The organism is Cellulomonas sp. P1_G12_2 (assembly GCF_056405535.1).
In genome coordinates, this window is record NZ_JBFUBX010000001.1 from 350,996 (window position 1) to 366,774 (window position 15,779).

Here is a 15,779-nt window from a genome sequence, read left to right on the forward strand (position 1 = left end):
CATCGTGACCGCCGCTTGTGCAGGCGACGGGGCTGTGGGCGGCTCAGGAGGCCAGGGTGATGAGCCGCTCGATCCCGTCGAGGATGAGTACGGTGCCGAAGTCCAGCTCGTCGTCCTCGGGCGCGTCCTCCGGGAAGGAGAAGGCGCCCGCGGTTGCCGCCCGCAGCAGCGTGGGGTGCTCGTCCGCGGAGGCGAGCATCGTGATGAGCTCTCCCAGGTCCGGCGGCAGGGCTCCCCCGGCGGTGGTGCCGACCGCGGCGGTGCGCCCGGCGCCGCTCAGCTCCTCGCCGATCCGCAGCTGGTCCAGGGTGTGCGAGGCGAGCAGGCCGATCGCCCCCACCTTCTGGTCCTCCGACAGCGGGGTGCCGTCGAGCGCCGAGAGCATCGCCTCCATCCAGGCGAGCCGCCCGGGCCCGACCGCGTGCAGGACCGCGGACGCCCGCGCCAGCCACGGGTGCGCGCGCAGGATCGGCTGCTGGACGGCGAGGACGAGCTCGAGCCGCTCCCGCCAGCCACCCACCTCGGGCCCGAGGACGGGCGGCCGGCCCGACGCCCGGTCCGACATGAGGCTGAGCACCTCGTCCTTGGACGAGACGTACCGGTACAGGGACATCGTGGTGAACCCGAGCGACTCGGCGAGCCGGGCCATGGACACGGACTCGATCCCCTCGCTGTCGGCCAGCGCGATGCCGGCGTCGGCGATCTGCTCGAGCGTCAGACCCGGCCGCGGCCCGGGCCGGCCGGGGGCCGGTGTGCGCCACAGGACGGCGATCCCGGGCGGGAGGTCGATCGGCGCGCCCTCGGAGCCGGCCACGCGCACGGCGTGCCGGCGCGCCTTCTCCGCCTCGCGCGCAGCCTGCTGCTGGGCCAGGGCCGCGGCACGCTGCGCCTTCTCCGCCTCCCGGAGCTGGCGGGCCGCCTCCTTGACCGCCTGCTGAGCGGCTCGCTCCTGCTCCTTGCGTCGGCGCTCCTCCTCCTTGGCCGCGTCCTGCAGGGCCTTCAGGCGGTCGCGCTCGCGGCGCTCGACCTGCTTGCGGGCGTCGCGGTCGGCCTTCTCGAGGTCGCTCCTGGCGCGCTCGGCCTCCTTGGCCTCCGCGCGCTCGGCCTTCTCGCGGTCGCGTCGCAGCAGCTCGGCCTCGCGGCGGGCCTCCTCGGCCTCTCGTGCCTCGTCGTCGTCCACGGCACCTCCTTGACCCGTGATCCTACAAGTGTGTATGAAGTACACACACAGTTTACGACATACACAGAAAGCGAGATCGCGATGACTGCTCCTGTCGTCGTCGCCCGGGGGCTGCGCAAGTCCTACGGCGACCTGACCGTGCTCGACGGCGTCGACCTCGACGTCGGCAAGGGGGAGGTGCTCGCCCTGCTCGGCCCCAACGGCGCCGGCAAGACCACGACGGTCCGCATCCTGTCCACGCTCCTGCGGCCCGACGGCGGCACCGCGTACGTCGCGGGCAAGGACGTGGTGCGTCAGCCGGCTCAGGTGCGCGCGGCCATCAGCCTCACCGGGCAGTTCGCGGCGGTCGACGACCTGCTGACGGGCACCGAGAACCTGCACCTCATGGCGAGGCTCGCCCACCTGGGGCGCGCCGAGGTGCGCACCCGCAGCGCCGAGCTGCTCGAGCTGTTCGACCTCACCGAGGCGGGCAGGCGCGTGGTCAAGACGTACTCCGGCGGGATGCGGCGGCGCCTCGACCTGGCCGTGGGCCTCCTTTCCCGGCCGCAGGTGGTGTTCCTCGACGAGCCGACCACGGGCCTCGACCCGCGCAGCCGGAACGACCTGTGGGACGTCATCCGCTCCGTGGTCGCGTCGGGCACCACCGTCCTGCTCACCACGCAGTACCTCGAGGAAGCAGACCAGCTGGCCGACCGCGTGGCCGTCATCGACCACGGCCGGGTGATCGCGGACGGCACCGCGAGGGAGCTCAAGCGGGCGGTCGGCTCTGCGCACGTCGAGCTGCGCCTCAAGGACGGCACCGAGGAACGTCTGCTGACCGACGGTTCGGTGCCGGACGTGCGGCGGATCCTGGCCGACGTCGAGCGCCGGGGGATCGACGTCGAGCACTGGGAGGTCCGCTCCCCCACGCTCGACGACGTCTTCCTCACCCTGACCGGCCGCCCGGTCGCCTCCGAGTCACCCGCCCTCGTCGCTGCCCGGGAGTTCTGATGACCACGCTCGCCCCTGCACCTCCGGCCCTCGGCTGGACCGCGCACGACACGGCCGCGCTGATCGGCCGGTGCATCCGCCGGTCGCTGCGCCAGCTCGACACCGTCCTCATGGCGGTGATGCTCCCCGTGATCCTGCTGCTGTTGTTCGTCTACGTGTTCGGCGGCGCCATCCAGACCGGCGGCGACTACGTGAACTGGGTGGTCCCCGGGATCGTCCTGCTCACGGCGGGCTACGGCTCGTCGACCACGGCCGTGGACGTCGCCAGCGACATGACCGGCGGCATCATCGACAGGTTCCGGTCCCTGCCCATCCGCTCCACCGGCGTGCTCACGGGGCACGTCGTCGCCAGCATGGCGCGCAACGCCGTCTCGACGGCGCTCGTGATCGGCATCGCGTTCCTCATCGGGTTCGACGTGGACGCGTCCCCGCTGGAGTGGCTGGCCGCGATCGGCCTCATCGGGCTGTTCGTCCTGGCGCTCACGTGGGTGGCCGTCGCCATCGGGGTCGTCGCGTCCGGGCCGGAGGCGGCCAGCGGGTTCACCTTCGCGATCCTGTTCCTGCCGTACGTGTCCAGCGCGTTCGTGCCGCCGGAGTCGATGCCGTCGGTGCTGGAGACGATCGCGACCTACAACCCGATCACCCCGATCACCGACACGCTGCGCGCGCTGCTGCTCGGCACCGGCGCGGGGGGCTCGGCGCTCGCGGCGGTGGTGTGGTGCGTCGGGATCTTCGTGGTCGCGCGGCTGGCGGCGGCCGTGCTGTTCCGACGCGGTCAGTAGGCGGCGAGCGCCTTCTTGATGCGGGTGGTCGACACAGGGACCGGGGTGCCCAGCTGCTGGGCGAACAGGCTGACGCGGAGCTCCTCGAGCATCCAGCGGATCTCCGTCAGGCCGGCGTCGTGCGGGTGCTTCGCGACGAGCTGGCGGTAGAGCGCCTCGACGTCCTGCGCCTGCCACGTCAGGTCGGCGTCGCGCTGCGGGTTGTCCGCGGCCTTCACCAGCCGGTGGCGGGCCGCCCGCAGGTAGCGGGTCAGGTGTGGGAGCCGGGCGACGCCGACCTCGCTGACGAACCCGTCGTGCACCAGCCGCGCCGCCTGGGCGCGGATGTCCTGGGCGGTGGCCAGCAGGGCGAGGCTCGACCGGGCGCGGATCTCGGCATCCAGCTCGCGCCACGCCGTCAGCACGGCGACCAGGTCGGTGACGACGGCGAACACCGTGTCCTCGAGGCGGTCCCGGGTGGTCGTGCGGAGCCGGGCGTAGGCGTCGGCTGTGCGGACCGGCTCCGTGATCAGGTGCTCGATCGCGGCGAGCTGCACGTCCCTGACCAGGGCGTCCGTGCTCGGGTACGGGCTCGCGGCGAGCGTGAGGGCCTGCGTGCCGGTCCAGCGTGTGGTGATCCGGGCAGGCGCCAGGCCGACGTCGAGCGCCAGCAGCCGGCGCAGCCCGCGGCGGGACGCCACGGCACGCTGCGACTCGTCGGCCAGTGCGCGGACGGCGACCGACTGCCCCTCCTCGACGAGCGTCGGGAACGCGCGGACCTTTCCGACCTCGACGACCTCCGGGAGCTCCGGCAGGTCCGCGGGCCAGGTGGTGAGGCCGGTGCGCTCGATGTCGATCGCGGGCGCGGGGCTCGCGGCGGGCGCCTCCGGGGGTGCTGCCTTGCGGGCCTCCTCCATCGCCGCGCGCACGGCGGTGCGGACGGCGTCGTCCACCGCCTTCTGCGTGCGGTCCGCGAGCCGGCGCTGCAGGACCTGCAGGTCCTTGCCCTCGTCCACCACTCCCCCACGGTCGCCCACCACGCGGAACGTCATCCGCAGGTGCGCCGGCAGGCGGTCGTCGTCGAACGCGTCCTCGGGGACGTCGACGTCACGCAGCTCGCGGACCGCCCGGCGGAAGACGTCCCGGAACGAGGGAGCGGCGTCGCCCGCGCGGACGGTGTCCTCCCAGTCGGCAGTGTGCTCGGTGATCCAGGCGTCCACGCCGCGGGCGACGTCGGGCGCGGGGACCAGCTGGACGCGGACCGGCTTGGGCAGCGAGCGGATCGTGGCGGTGATCAGGTCCTCGCGCAGGCCCGGGACCATCCAGCCGAACCCCTCGGGCATCAGCCGGGCGAGCGTCGACAGCGGGATGTGTACAGTCACGCCGTCTGCTTCTGTACCAGGCTCGAACTGGTACGTGAGCGGCAGGCGCAGATCGCCCTGCGGCCAGCGCGACGGGAACGCCGACTCGTCGATCGCGCCGGCCTCGCCGACCAGCAGCTCGCGCGTGAAGGTCAGCAGGTCGGGGTCGTCACGCCGGGCCGACTTCCACCACTGGTCGAAGTGCCGGCTGGAGACCACGTCGTCCGGGACGCGCTCGTCGTAGAACGCGAAGAGGGTGTCGTCGTCGACCACCAGGTCCCGTCGGCGGGCGCGCGCCTCCAGGCCCTCCGCCTCGGCGAGCAGGCGGCGGTTCTCGTGGAAGAACGCGTGGTGGGTGGTCCACTCGCCCTGGACCAGCGCGTGCCGGATGAAGAGCTCACGTGCGTGCTCGGGGTCGACCTTGGAGAAGAGCACCCGCCGCTGGTTGACGATCGGGACGCCGTACAGCAGCACCTTCTCGAAGACCGTCGCCGCTCCCTGCCGGGTGGACCACGCCGGCTCGGAGTACGTGCGTCTGACCAGGTGGGCGCCCACTTCCTCGGCCCACTCGGGCTGGATGCGCGCGACGTCGCGGCCCCAGAGGCGGGAGGTCTCGACGAGCTCGGCGGCCATGACCCAGGCGGGGGGCTTCCGGGCCAGGCCCGATCCGGGGAAGATCGCGAACCGCGCCCCACGGGCGCCGAGGTACTCGTTGCGGGCGCGACGGTCCGGCCTTCCCTGCGTCCGGCCCTTCCCCGTCGCAGCGACCTCCGTCGCCTCCTGCATCCCGATCTGCGAGAGCAGCCCCGCCAGGATCGCGACGTGGATCCGGTCGCCGTCCCACTCGAGCTGGAGGCCGTCCGACTCGGCGGCCTGACGCGGGGCGTTCATCACGATCCCCAGCGGCTTGGCCAGCTCGCGCAGCTGCGTCACCACGTCCTGCCACTCACGGATGCGCAGGTAGTTGAGGTGCTCGGACCGGCACATGCGGCGGAACGCCGACCCCGACAGGTCGCGCTGCTGGTCCTTCAGGTACTGCCAGAGGTTCAGGTAGGTGAGCAGGTCGGACGTGGGATCCGCGAACCGGGAGTGCGAGAGGTCGGCCTTCTCGCGCTCCTCGACGGGTCGCTCGCGCGGGTCCTGGATCGAGAGCGCCGCGGCGATGATCATGACCTCGCGCGCCACCCCGCGACGGCCGCCCTCGACGATCATCCGCGCCAGCCGCGGGTCCATCGGCAGCTGCGCGAGCGCCCGTCCGACGTCGGTCAGACGACCGTCGCCCAGCGCCCCGAGCTCGGTGAGCAGCTGCACGCCGTCGCGCACCGCGCGGGTGTCCGGCGGGTCGACGAACGGGAAGTCGCCGATGTCCTCAGGGGTCGTCGCCACCCCGACGGCGATCATCTGCAGGATCACCGACGCCAGCGATGTACGGAGGATCTCCGGCTCGGTGTACAACGGCCGCGCGTCGAAGTCGTCCTGCGAGTACAGCCGGATCGCGATGCCGTCCGCGACGCGCCCGCAGCGCCCCGAGCGCTGGTTCGCCGACGCCTGCGAGATCGGCTCGATCGGCAGGCGCTGGACCTTCGTCGCCTTGGAGTACCGGGAGATGCGGGCGGTGCCGGGGTCGATCACGTACCGGATCCCCGGGACGGTCAGGGAGGTCTCGGCCACGTTGGTGGACAGGACCACCCTGCGGTTCTGGTGGCGCTCGAACACCCGGTGCTGCTCGGCGGCGGACAGCCGGCTGTACAGGGGGAGCAGCTCGACGGCGCCTGGCGTGCGCGGGTCGGACACCCGCGCGCCGAGCGAAGAGCGCAGGGCGTCCTCGGCGTCGCGGATCTCCCGCTCGCCCGACAGGAACACGAGGATGTCGCCGGGCCCTTCGAGGCTGAGCTCGTCGACCGCCTCGCAGATGGCCGTCATCGGGTCGCGGTCCTCGGCGCCCCGCTTCTTGACCGGCGCGCCTTCCTCGACGTCCGGCGACAGCGGCCGGTAGCGGATCTCGACCGGGTAGGTCCGTCCGGTGACCTCCACGACGGGCGCCGCGACCCCGTCCGCGCTCGCGAAGTGACGGGCGAACCGGTCGGAGTCGATGGTCGCGGACGTGATGACGACCTTCAGGTCCGGGCGCTGGGGAAGCAGCCGCGTGAGGTACCCGAGGATGAAGTCGATGTTGAGCGACCGCTCGTGGGCCTCGTCGATGATGAGCGTGTCGTAGGCCCAGAGCATCGGGTCGCGCTGGATCTGGGCCAGCAGGATGCCGTCGGTCATCACCTTGACCAATGTCGACTCGCTCGACTCGTCGGTGAACCGCACCTGGTAGCCGACGATCCCGCCCAGCGGTGCGTCGCCGACCAGCTCCTCGTTGATGCGCTCCGCGACGCTGCGCGCGGCGATCCGGCGCGGCTGCGTGTGGCCGATCTGCCCGGCGCGACCGCGGCCCAGCTCGAGCGCGATCTTCGGGATCTGGGTCGTCTTGCCCGAACCCGTCTCGCCGGCGACGACGACCACCTGGTGGTCGCGCAGGGCATTGCTGATCTCCGCGCGACGGGCGCTGACGGGGAGCTGCTCGGGGTAGACGATCGGGGGGAGGTCGACGGCCTGCCGGATCGCGGCGGCCCGGGCGCGGCGGGCGGCGGTGCGCCCGGCGTCGTCGCGACCTGAGGACCGCCGACCTGACGAGCGCTGACCCGACGAGCGATGACCCGCAGGTGCTGCCTGCTGCTCGGTTGCTGCCGCCGGCTGACGACGCCCGCGGCCCCGGCGCTGATTCCTCGGGGGTCGCCCCGCATCGGACCCGGACGGGTCGGCAGGGGAGGGGGACGGTGCGCTCACGACGGCCCAGTCTCCCAGGTGCGGGGCCAGGACCGCTCGTTCATTCGTCGCGGGCGAACGCGCGGTACGGCCCGACGGGGACGGCGGACGCTCCCCACTCGTCGTCGGCCCATGCAGCGGCGGCGGCCAGGAGGCCCGCGACGGCGGGCAGTGTCGAGCTGAGCCGGACCGCGCCCCCACGCCATCGCGTGGTGAGCAGCTGGCGGTAGCTCGGCGACGGGACACCCTCCGGACCGACGCGAGGGCGGTCCTCGTCGGCACCGTCGATCAGCCATCCCGTCATGGCCAGGATCCAACCCGCGCTCGCGAGGTCGACAGCCCTGGCCCACCCTGGGTCGCCGACGACGTCGGGGAGGTGTGCCCCGACCGCCGCGGTGAACCGGTCGAGCAGCCGGTCGGTGAAGCCGGGCGGCGGGTCGAAGACGCACCAGCAGGTGGAGAAGGGCATCGCGGCGTAGGCCGCGTCGTAGGCGACGTGGTGGACGGCAGCGCCCTCCAGGTCGAGGAAGCGCCACCCGTCGGGAGTGCGGATCGCGTTGTCGGGGCACGTGTCGGTGGGGGAGACGACGTCGGAGCGGGGGTCGCGGTGGTCGAGCGTCGCGATCGCGTCGAGCTCCGCCTCGATCGCGGGGTCGGCGGGCAGGCCGAGGACGTCGTCGAGGAGCCGGCGGACACCCGCTCGTGCCGCGGCCGAGGGCTCCTGGGCGGGCAGACCGCTCAGCACCGCCGAGAACGCCTCGGTGCCGACCTGGCTCCGACCGAGGGTGTCGCCGAGGGCGTCGACCCACTCCAGCGCCCCGGCCCAGGCAGTGTCTGCGTCGACGCCCAGCAGCAGGTCGGCGAGCGTGGGGCCGGTTCCCAGGTCGCTCATGACCACGAGTCGGTGGTCGCGGTCGACCGCCAGAAGCTCCGGGGTGCGGTCCAGTGCGGTCAGCCCGGCGACCTCGCGGGCGAACGACGAGGCCGCCCCGTCCGGGTACTTCTTGACGACGACCGTCCCACCGGGGACCTGGCACCGGAGCACCGTCGAGCGGTCTGATCCTCTGAGCGGCTGCGGGTCCGCCACCGTCGTCCCGAGGGCGGCCGCGGCGAGGCGGAGAGTCTCCGTGACGCTGTCGAGCATGCGTGTCCTCCCGTCGATGTCGGCGCCCAGCATGTCGCAGCAGGCCGGCCCTTGCCGGGACGTCTACTCGTCGCTACCGTCATTTGTACAAGCAAACACTTGTGGAGGACACATGGACATCGCCGCCGCGGCGCTGCACGCCCTGGCCGACCCGAACCGTCGCCGGATCCTCTCCGTCGTCAGGGACCAGCCGCACGCGGTCGGGGAGATCGCCACGCAGGTCGGGATGTCGCAGCAGGCCGTCTCGCACCACCTGCGGGTCCTGCGGGACTCGGGGCTCGTCTCACAGGAGCGCGACCGGACACGGCACCTGTACGCGGTCCGGACCGACGGCCTGGCCGCGGTGCGGGACTACCTGGACGACTTCTGGCCGACTCAGCTGCGGGCGCTCAAGGCGGCCGCCGAGGCCGAGGTGTCCCGTGGCTGACTACGCGACGTCGATCCATGTCGCGGCACCGCCCGACATCGTGTTCGCCCACTTGGTGGTCCCCGAGCGCCTCATCGCCTGGATGGGTCACCGGGCGACCCTCGATCCGGTGCCCGGCGGCGAGTTCTCCGTCGACGTCGGCGGATCGCTCGTGCGCGGGGAGTACCTCGAGCTCGAGCAGGACCGCCGGGTCGTCGTGTCGTGGGGGATGGAAGGCAGCGAGGACCTGCCACCGTCCGCGAGCCGCGTCGAGTTCGTCCTCACGCCCGAGCCGGGCGGGACCCGGGTCGACCTGTCGCACACCGGCCTGCCCGAGACGCGGCTCGCGGGGCACGCCGACGGCTGGGTGCACTTCCTCGCACGCCTGACGTCCACGGCCGCAGGCGACGACCCCGGCCCCGACACCTGGACCCGATGAACCCGACTGGAGGAGCCATGCCGCAGGACGTGCTCGACCTCGTGACCGCCTACCAGGACGCCTGGACCTCCGGCGACCTCGACGCCGCCGCGACCTACCTCGCGCCGGACTTCGCCTTCCAGGGCGCCGGTGCGACGTTCACCTCGGCAGCCGACTTCCTTCCCTTCCTCGCGCGGTTCGGCGCCCGGATCGGGCCGGGATGGCGGCAGGTCGCGGCGTTCGCCGACGACGACGAGGCGCTCGTGATGTACGAGCTGCGCGGTCCCGCGGGTCAGCCGCTCCCGCTGACGGTCGACCACTTCGTCGTGCGGGAGGGAAAGCTCGCCGCCGAGACGCTGGTGTTCGACACCGCCGCCTTCGCGCAGGCGATGGCGGGCGCGGCGCCTGCCCGCTGACGTCCTCGGTCCTACAGTGACCGCATGAGCGACGCAGCGGGAGCGGCGACCGAGGGGGAGCGTCGCGCGCTCTCCGGCCTCGAGGCCTCGGGCATCACGTTCGAGGTCACCCGCCACGGACCCGTGCGGTCGCTGGCGGAGGCGGCCGCGGCCCGGGGCGTCGACCCGGCCGGGATCGTCAAGACGATCGTGGTGCGTCGCGGCGACGACGACTTCCTGTTCGTCCTCGTCCCCGGTGACCGGACCATCTCGTGGCCGAAGCTCCGTGCCCTGCTCGGCGTCACACGCTTGTCGATGCCCGACGCGGAGACCGCCAGGGACGTCACCGGCTACGTGCGCGGCACGATCACGCCGTTCGGGTCTCTGGTCGCGTGGCCCGTCGTCGCCGACTCCCGCGTGCCCACCCGGACCGTGTCCATCGGCGGCGGCGCCCACGGCGTGGCGGCGAACGTCGACGGGGCCGAGCTCGTGCACGCGCTCGATGCGACGGTCGCGGACGTGACCGACCCCGAGGCCTCGGGCCCGGTGTCGGCCTGAGCCTGCGCTCCGCTCCGGCTCGGTCCTCCGCTACTTCGTGACGAAGGTGGTCGGCCGGACCGTGAGGATCACGCGCCGGGCGGCGTCGGTGATCTCGTAGTCCTGGCCGTACCTCTCCTGCAGCGACTTGTAGAAGCTCGCCACCTCGTCGTCCTTGACCGTGGACTCGACCGTGCCGCGCACCTCGAGCGACCGGTAGGGGTCCTCGGGGTCGTGGATCGAGATCGCGACGCGGGGCTCGTGCTGGAGGTTCTTGAACTTCTGCCGCGTCGACGTGTGCGTGAACCGGAGCACCTCGCCGTCCCACACGAACCACATCACGCTGCTGTGCGGGGAGCCGTCGGGCGCGACCGTGGCGAGGTGCGCGAAGGTGGGGCGCTCCAGCAGGTCGGCGTGGCTGGGCGGGAGCTCGTGGGAAGCCATTCCTCGAGGCTAACCGGGAACCGCGGGCGGCCGATGTCCGTTTCTCCCCTCGGATGGCGCGATCCTGCAGGACCGGTAGCGTCGTCCCGCCGGAATGGAGCTCCGGTGCCGCGACCGGGCATGGACTGAGGAGCAATGGACCTGATCGAGCACGCGGCCGCGGCCGGCACCATCCGGGTCGAGGCCCAGGACGCTCGGACCGTCATCGTCCTCGTCGGAGAGATCGACGCGGCGCTGCGCGACGAGGCCAGCGCCTGCATGGGTCTCGCACTCGTGACCGGCGACCCGGTCGTCATCGACTCCACGCAGGCGACCTTCATCGACTCCTCCGGGATCGCCTTCGTGCTGCAGCTGCACCTCGCCGCATCGGAGGCCGGGATCCCGGTCACGCTCCTCGACCCGCACCGCGTGCTGCGGGACGTGCTCGACATGGTCGGGCTGTCCGGCGAGCTCCCCGCGGAGCCTGTGACGCGCGTCTGACGCAACACCCCGGCACGGTCGGCGGGCGTGTGGGTGGGCTGGTCTACGTTCGCGGCATGCGGTTGTTGCACACGTCGGACTGGCACCTGGGCCGGACGCTGCACGGGGTCGATCTGCTCGACCACCAGGCGTCGTACCTGGAGCACCTGGTCGATGTCGTGCGCGCCGAGCAGGTGGATGCCGTGGTGGTCGCGGGGGACGTGTACGACCGCGCGATCCCGCCGGTGGAGGCCGTGACGCTCCTGTCCGAGACGCTCGCGCGGCTGGCCGAGCACACGACGGTGGTCGTGACGTCCGGCAACCACGACTCGGCCACGCGGCTGGGCTTCGGGTCGGCGCTCATGCGGGACCGCGTCCGGCTGCGCACGCGGGTCGCCGGGCTGGCGGAGCCGGTGGTGCTTCCCGACGACGACGGCGACGTGCTGGTCTACGGCATCCCGTACCTCGACCCCGACTTCGCCCGCGTCGAGCTGGCCGACGGTCCTGAGCCGCTCGCCCGGTCGCACGGGGCGGTGGCGTCGGCGGCGATGAGGAAGATCCGGGCTGATCTGGCGACGCGCTCCGGGTCTGCCCGGCCGCGCTCCGTGGTGGCCGCGCACGCGTTCGTCATCGGCGGGGCGCCGACGGAGTCGGAGCGGGACATCCGTGTCGGCGGCGTGGACCAGGTGCCGGCGGGGGTGTTCGCCGGCGCGGACTACGTCGCCCTCGGCCACCTGCACGGCCCCCAGCAGCTGACCGGTGTGGACGGCACCGTCCTGCGGTACAGCGGATCGCCCCTCGCGTACTCGTTCTCCGAGCAGCACCACGCCAAGTCGTCCGTCCTGGTGGACCTGTCGGGCGGCTCCGTCCGCACGTCGCTGGTCGACGCGCCGGTGCCCCGCCGACTGGCGGACGTGACCGGCACGCTCGAGGACCTGCTCGGCGCTGCCGGCGAGCCGCACACGGAGGCCTGGACGCGAGTGACGGTCACGGACGCGCACCGCCCCGACGACCTCTACCGACGGATCAAGCAGCGGTTCCCGCACGCGCTGGTCGTGCAGCACCGGGCCGCGGAGACCGCCGGTGCCGCCCGCGCGACTGTCGTCACCGCGGCGCACGACCCGCTGGTCGTGGCCGCCGACTTCCTCGCGCACGTCACCGGCCACGGGCCGACGCCCGCCGAGGCCGCGGTGCTGCGTCGCGCCTACGAGGACGTCACCGCGATGGAGCGGAGCGCCTGATGCACCTGCGCTCCCTCACGCTCCAGGCGATCGGGCCGTTCGCCGGCCGGCACACGGTCGACTTCGACGCGCTCGGCCAGGCCGGGCTGTTCCTGCTCGAGGGGCCCACGGGCTCCGGCAAGTCGACGCTCATCGACGCGATCGTGTTCGCCCTGTACGGCAAGGTCGCGTCGAGCGAGGCGTCGGAGGAGCGGCTGCGCTCGGCGTACGCGGCCGACGACGTCGAGAGCGTCGTCGACCTGGTGTTCGAGGTGCCCGCGGGGGTCTACCGCGTGCGGCGCACCCCGGCGTACCAGCGCGCGAAGCGGCGGGGCACGGGCACCACCACGGCGAACGCGACGGTGAAGGCCTGGCGCCTGCCTGCCGGGGTCGAGCTCGACCCGGCGACGCTCGACGCGGTGGGCGTCCCGCTGGGCAACCGGCTCGACGAGATCGGCGCCGAGATCCAGAAGGCGGTCGGCCTGGACCGGACCCAGTTCGTGCAGACGATCGTGCTGCCGCAGGGCGAGTTCGCGCACTTCCTGCGCGCCAAGCCGGAGGAGCGGCGCGGCCTGCTGCAGAAGATCTTCGGTACCGAGGTGTACGACCGGCTCGCGCAGCGGCTGGCGGAGATGCGCCGGGAGGGCGACCGCGCCTGCGCGACCGCCCGCGCCGCGCTCGTGTCCGCCTCGTCGCAGCTGGTCGGCGCGGCACGGCTGACCAGCGAGGACGCCACCGAGGTGCGCGCCGCGATCGACGCCGCGGTGCTGCGCGGCGAGGGTCTGGTCGCCGGCGTGGAGACGGTCGTGGCCGCACGGACCGACGGACTGCTGCGGGCGGCGGAGACCGCCCGCGCGGCGGCGACGGCCGCGGACGAGGTGCGCCGGCAGGCTCGGGCACTGCTCGACCAGGTGACAGCCACGGATGCGCTGCTGACGCGCCGCTCTGCGCTGCGCACGGAGCGTGCGGCTCTCGACGCCGCCGCGGACGTGAACGCCGAGGCGGTCCTGCGGTTGACGGCCGCCCGATCGGCCCAGGCCGTCCGGCCGCTGCTGGTCGGGCTCGAGCGCGCGGAGACGGCGCTGGACGGGGCCCGCAAGGCGCTCCGGGCCGCGCTGGACGCCGCGCCCGACGACATCGCCATCCCCCCGACGGGCACCGCGCTGCGGGCGCACGTGCAGGCGACCGGCCGGGTGGCCGTCGAGGAGGCCGCCGCCCTCGCTCGGCTCGTGGACGTCGAGGCAGGGCTGGAGGCGCGGCGCCGAGCGGTCCGGGACGCCCGCCACGCGATCGACGACCTGGTCGCGGCGATCGCCGCGGACGACGAGTGGCTCGCGGCGCGGCCGGCCGCACGCACCACCCTCCTGGCGGAGCTGGAGGCGGCGCGCACCCGCGCGGCCCTGCGGGGCGACCACGAGGCTGCCCTCGCGTCGGCGACCGAGCTGGTCGTCGCGCACCGGGAGCTGGCGGTGACGGAGACGTCACTGGCGGCCGCCGTCGAGGCACGTGCGACCGCGGCGGCCGTGGCGACGGCGGCGCTGGACACCGAGCGCGACCTGCGGGCCGCACGCATCACGGGCCTGGCGGGCGAGATCGCCGCAGGCCTCGACGACGGCGACCCCTGCCCCGTGTGCGGGTCGGCGGACCACCCCGCGAAGGCGGTGCTCGACGTCGACCACGTGTCCGCCGAGCGGGTCGACCGCGCCGAGGCGGACCGCGCGAGGGCAGAGGCCGCCCTCCGGGAGGCAGCCGAGCGGTGCAGCGCGCTCACCGAGCGGGTGGACTCCCTGCGCGTCCGCGTCGGGCAGGTCACCGCCGAGGAGGCCGAGCAGCTGACGGCGCTGGCGCGCGCCGCGCTCGACGAGGCCCGGACGGCCGAGTCGGACGTGGCCCGCCTCGCCCCCGCTCTCGAGGGGTTCGACGCGCAGACGCACGGCCGGGAGACCGAACGGGCCACGGCCGTCGCTCGCCTGACCGGGGACCGGTCCGTCCTCGAGGTCACGGTGCTGGACCTCGACGCGTCCGAGGCGGAGGTCGTCGCGGGACGCGGGGATCACCCGACCGTCGCCGCGCGGCACGCGGAACTGCTGGAACGGTCGGCCGCGTCCATCGAGATCCTCGACGCCCTGGCCGAGCAGGAGGCCGCGCAGGACGAGCGCGACCGTCGCCACGACGAGCTGGCGCAGGGGTTGGCCGAGCACGGGTTCGACTCCCTCGGTGCTGCCCGGGACGCGGCCGTCGACGCCGAGGTGCTCGCCGAGCTGGACCGGATCGTCACCGCGTACGCGTCCGCGCTGGACCGGGTGGCCGCTGGTCTGGCCGAGCCTGCGATCGCGGAGCTGGCGGAGGACCTGTCGGTCGACGTCGACGGCACGCGCTCCGCCGAGACGCTCGCCCGGACGCGCGCCGAGGAGGCCGCGGGGGAGGCCCGGGTGGCCGCCGAGCGCGCCGCAGCGGCGACCGCTGCGGCCGACGATGTGCTCACGGCAGCCGAGACGCTCGCCCGGGAGGTCGAGGCCGCCGGTCCCGTGTCCCGGCTGGCGGACCTGACCGGCGGCGGCGGGGGTGACAACGCGCGCAGCCTCTCGCTGGCCACGTTCGTCCTCGTGCGCCGGTTCGAGGACGTGGTCGCGGCCGCGAACGAGCGGCTGCTGCTCATGTCCGACGGTCGCTACGAGCTGGTCCGCAGCGACGAGAAGGAGGACGTGCGCGCGCGGAACACCGGTCTGGCCATGCGCGTGGTCGACCACGTCACCGGGCAACCGCGTGACCCGCGCACCCTGTCCGGCGGCGAGACGTTCTACGTGTCGCTCTGCCTGGCGCTCGGCATGGCGGACGTCGTGACCGCCGAGGCCGGTGGCATGGACCTGGGCACGCTGTTCGTCGACGAGGGCTTCGGATCGCTCGACCCGCACACGCTCGACGCGGTACTCGCCGAGCTCGGGCGTCTGCGCGCGGGTGGACGGGTGGTGGGGGTCGTGTCCCACGTGGAGGCGTTGAAGCAGTCGATCGCCGACCGCATCGAGATCCGCCCGACCGCCGAGGGGCCGAGCACCTTGGTGGTGCGCGCGGGCTGAGGAGTGGTGCATGCGTGCGCCGGTCGATACCGACGAGCGGGCTCGACCTACCGGACGCGACGTCGGGCGATCGTCACCAGGCCCAGCCGCGGGAGGCGAGCTCGACCTCCTCGCGGAACCGCTCGGCCGGGTCACCCTTGGCCGCCGGCTGGACCTCGACGCCCGCCAGCTGGCACGCCTCCATCAGCAGCTGGTCGTAGGCCAGCTGGGACGCGATGATCCGCTCGGCGCGCGCGAACGTGTGCGGATCGAGCTCCAGGGAGCGCACGTGGTCGGCGACGACCCCCAGCCGCTCCTGCACCCGCAACGTCATGAACGGGTCGTACGTCGGGGGCCGAGGTGGACGCAGACGTGCAGCGAGGCGCTCCAGCCGGGTGGCCAGGAACGTCCGCCATCGCGGCGGCTCGTCGGGCGACGGGAACAGCTGCCAGATCGCCCCGAAGACGAGCGCCGGAAGGAAGAAGACTGCGGCGAGAATCACCCAGCTCATCGTGCGTCCTTCATCGTGCGCGTACGTCCAGGCTAGGTCGCCGATGTGACCTGCGCCACACCTTTCTGGACGTACGAGGTTGC

General features: G+C 73.5%; 14 protein-coding genes. 9 read left to right on the forward strand and 5 right to left on the reverse strand.

Features of this window, described 5'->3' with window-relative positions:
* Window positions 1–43: 43 nt before the first annotated feature.
* On the reverse strand, window positions 44–1,180 hold the full coding sequence (locus AC1DXT_RS01760; RefSeq protein ID WP_477059658.1) for a TetR/AcrR family transcriptional regulator: 1,137 nt from the start codon (window positions 1,178–1,180) through the stop codon (window positions 44–46).
* An 81-nt stretch (window positions 1,181–1,261) separates the two neighbouring features.
* On the opposite strand from AC1DXT_RS01760, the gene AC1DXT_RS01765 reads away from it, so the two are divergent.
* A complete protein-coding gene (locus AC1DXT_RS01765) occupies window positions 1,262–2,170 on the forward strand; it encodes an ATP-binding cassette domain-containing protein (protein WP_477059659.1) in 909 nt (302 codons plus the stop codon).
* Window positions 2,170–2,952: an ABC transporter permease gene (locus AC1DXT_RS01770; protein ID WP_477059660.1), complete on the forward strand. Its 783-nt coding sequence runs from the start codon at window positions 2,170–2,172 to the stop codon at window positions 2,950–2,952. The genes AC1DXT_RS01765 and AC1DXT_RS01770 overlap by 1 nt, the downstream gene beginning before the upstream one ends.
* Here AC1DXT_RS01770 and hrpA read toward each other — a convergent pair.
* A complete protein-coding gene (gene hrpA / locus AC1DXT_RS01775) occupies window positions 2,946–7,127 on the reverse strand; it encodes an ATP-dependent RNA helicase HrpA (RefSeq protein WP_477059661.1) in 4,182 nt (1,393 codons plus the stop codon). The genes AC1DXT_RS01770 and hrpA overlap by 7 nt on opposite strands.
* Window positions 7,128–7,167: 40 nt before the next feature.
* Window positions 7,168–8,250, reverse strand: a complete 1,083-nt coding sequence (locus AC1DXT_RS01780; protein ID WP_477059662.1) for an aminoglycoside phosphotransferase family protein — start codon at window positions 8,248–8,250, stop codon at window positions 7,168–7,170.
* Between the two features lie 112 nt (window positions 8,251–8,362).
* Between AC1DXT_RS01780 and AC1DXT_RS01785 the strand changes: the two genes are divergently transcribed.
* Genes AC1DXT_RS01785 through AC1DXT_RS01800 form a run of 4 tightly spaced genes read left to right on the forward strand, consistent with a single transcriptional unit; the run spans window position 8,363 to window position 10,027 of the window.
* Entirely contained in the window at window positions 8,363–8,677 is a 315-nt protein-coding gene (locus AC1DXT_RS01785) for an ArsR/SmtB family transcription factor (RefSeq protein WP_477059663.1), read from the forward strand.
* Window positions 8,670–9,095: an SRPBCC family protein gene (locus tag AC1DXT_RS01790; protein ID WP_477059664.1), complete on the forward strand. Its 426-nt coding sequence runs from the start codon at window positions 8,670–8,672 to the stop codon at window positions 9,093–9,095. The genes AC1DXT_RS01785 and AC1DXT_RS01790 overlap by 8 nt, the downstream gene beginning before the upstream one ends.
* A gap of 17 nt (window positions 9,096–9,112) precedes the next feature.
* Window positions 9,113–9,490, forward strand: coding sequence for a nuclear transport factor 2 family protein (locus tag AC1DXT_RS01795; RefSeq protein WP_477059665.1), 378 nt, complete (start codon window positions 9,113–9,115; stop codon window positions 9,488–9,490).
* A 24-nt stretch (window positions 9,491–9,514) separates the two neighbouring features.
* Window positions 9,515–10,027, forward strand: a complete 513-nt coding sequence (locus AC1DXT_RS01800) for an aminoacyl-tRNA deacylase (protein ID WP_477059666.1) — start codon at window positions 9,515–9,517, stop codon at window positions 10,025–10,027.
* A 30-nt stretch (window positions 10,028–10,057) separates the two neighbouring features.
* Here the strand turns inward: AC1DXT_RS01800 and AC1DXT_RS01805 are convergent, their stop codons facing one another.
* Complete coding sequence (locus AC1DXT_RS01805; RefSeq protein WP_477059667.1) at window positions 10,058–10,450, reverse strand: PPOX class F420-dependent oxidoreductase; 393 nt, start codon at window positions 10,448–10,450, stop codon at window positions 10,058–10,060.
* A 135-nt stretch (window positions 10,451–10,585) separates the two neighbouring features.
* Here AC1DXT_RS01805 and AC1DXT_RS01810 point away from each other — a divergent pair, with 135 nt between their 5' ends.
* The 3 genes from AC1DXT_RS01810 to AC1DXT_RS01820 are packed head-to-tail and all read left to right on the forward strand — an operon-like array spanning window position 10,586 to window position 15,206.
* Window positions 10,586–10,930, forward strand: a complete 345-nt coding sequence (locus AC1DXT_RS01810) for an STAS domain-containing protein (RefSeq protein WP_477059668.1) — start codon at window positions 10,586–10,588, stop codon at window positions 10,928–10,930.
* A gap of 56 nt (window positions 10,931–10,986) precedes the next feature.
* Window positions 10,987–12,150, forward strand: coding sequence for an exonuclease SbcCD subunit D (locus tag AC1DXT_RS01815; RefSeq protein WP_477059669.1), 1,164 nt, complete (start codon window positions 10,987–10,989; stop codon window positions 12,148–12,150).
* Window positions 12,150–15,206 carry an AAA family ATPase gene (locus AC1DXT_RS01820; RefSeq protein ID WP_477059670.1) on the forward strand — a complete coding sequence of 1,019 codons (3,057 nt, stop codon included), beginning with the start codon at window positions 12,150–12,152 and terminating at the stop codon, window positions 15,204–15,206. Before AC1DXT_RS01815 ends, AC1DXT_RS01820 begins: the two co-directional genes overlap by 1 nt.
* A gap of 73 nt (window positions 15,207–15,279) precedes the next feature.
* Here the strand turns inward: AC1DXT_RS01820 and AC1DXT_RS01825 are convergent, their stop codons facing one another.
* A complete protein-coding gene (locus AC1DXT_RS01825; RefSeq protein ID WP_056086017.1) occupies window positions 15,280–15,696 on the reverse strand; it encodes a hypothetical protein in 417 nt (138 codons plus the stop codon).
* Window positions 15,697–15,779 lie beyond the last annotated feature (83 nt).

Excerpts from the sequence above, each read along its gene's own strand:
- AC1DXT_RS01765 (WP_477059659.1), top strand. The coding sequence starts at position 1,262 with ATGACTGCTCCTGTCGTCGTCGCCCGGGGGCTGCGCAAGTCCTACGGC.
- AC1DXT_RS01770 (WP_477059660.1), top strand. The coding sequence starts at position 2,170 with ATGACCACGCTCGCCCCTGCACCTCCGGCCCTCGGCTGGACCGCGCAC.
- AC1DXT_RS01780 (WP_477059662.1), bottom strand. The coding sequence starts at position 8,250 with ATGCTCGACAGCGTCACGGAGACTCTCCGCCTCGCCGCGGCCGCCCTC.
- AC1DXT_RS01785 (WP_477059663.1), top strand. The coding sequence starts at position 8,363 with ATGGACATCGCCGCCGCGGCGCTGCACGCCCTGGCCGACCCGAACCGT.
- AC1DXT_RS01795 (WP_477059665.1), top strand. The coding sequence starts at position 9,113 with ATGCCGCAGGACGTGCTCGACCTCGTGACCGCCTACCAGGACGCCTGG.
- AC1DXT_RS01800 (WP_477059666.1), top strand. The coding sequence starts at position 9,515 with ATGAGCGACGCAGCGGGAGCGGCGACCGAGGGGGAGCGTCGCGCGCTC.
- AC1DXT_RS01805 (WP_477059667.1), bottom strand. The coding sequence starts at position 10,450 with ATGGCTTCCCACGAGCTCCCGCCCAGCCACGCCGACCTGCTGGAGCGC.
- AC1DXT_RS01810 (WP_477059668.1), top strand. The coding sequence starts at position 10,586 with ATGGACCTGATCGAGCACGCGGCCGCGGCCGGCACCATCCGGGTCGAG.
- AC1DXT_RS01815 (WP_477059669.1), top strand. The coding sequence starts at position 10,987 with ATGCGGTTGTTGCACACGTCGGACTGGCACCTGGGCCGGACGCTGCAC.
- AC1DXT_RS01820 (WP_477059670.1), top strand. The coding sequence starts at position 12,150 with ATGCACCTGCGCTCCCTCACGCTCCAGGCGATCGGGCCGTTCGCCGGC.
- AC1DXT_RS01825 (WP_056086017.1), bottom strand. The coding sequence starts at position 15,696 with ATGAGCTGGGTGATTCTCGCCGCAGTCTTCTTCCTTCCGGCGCTCGTC.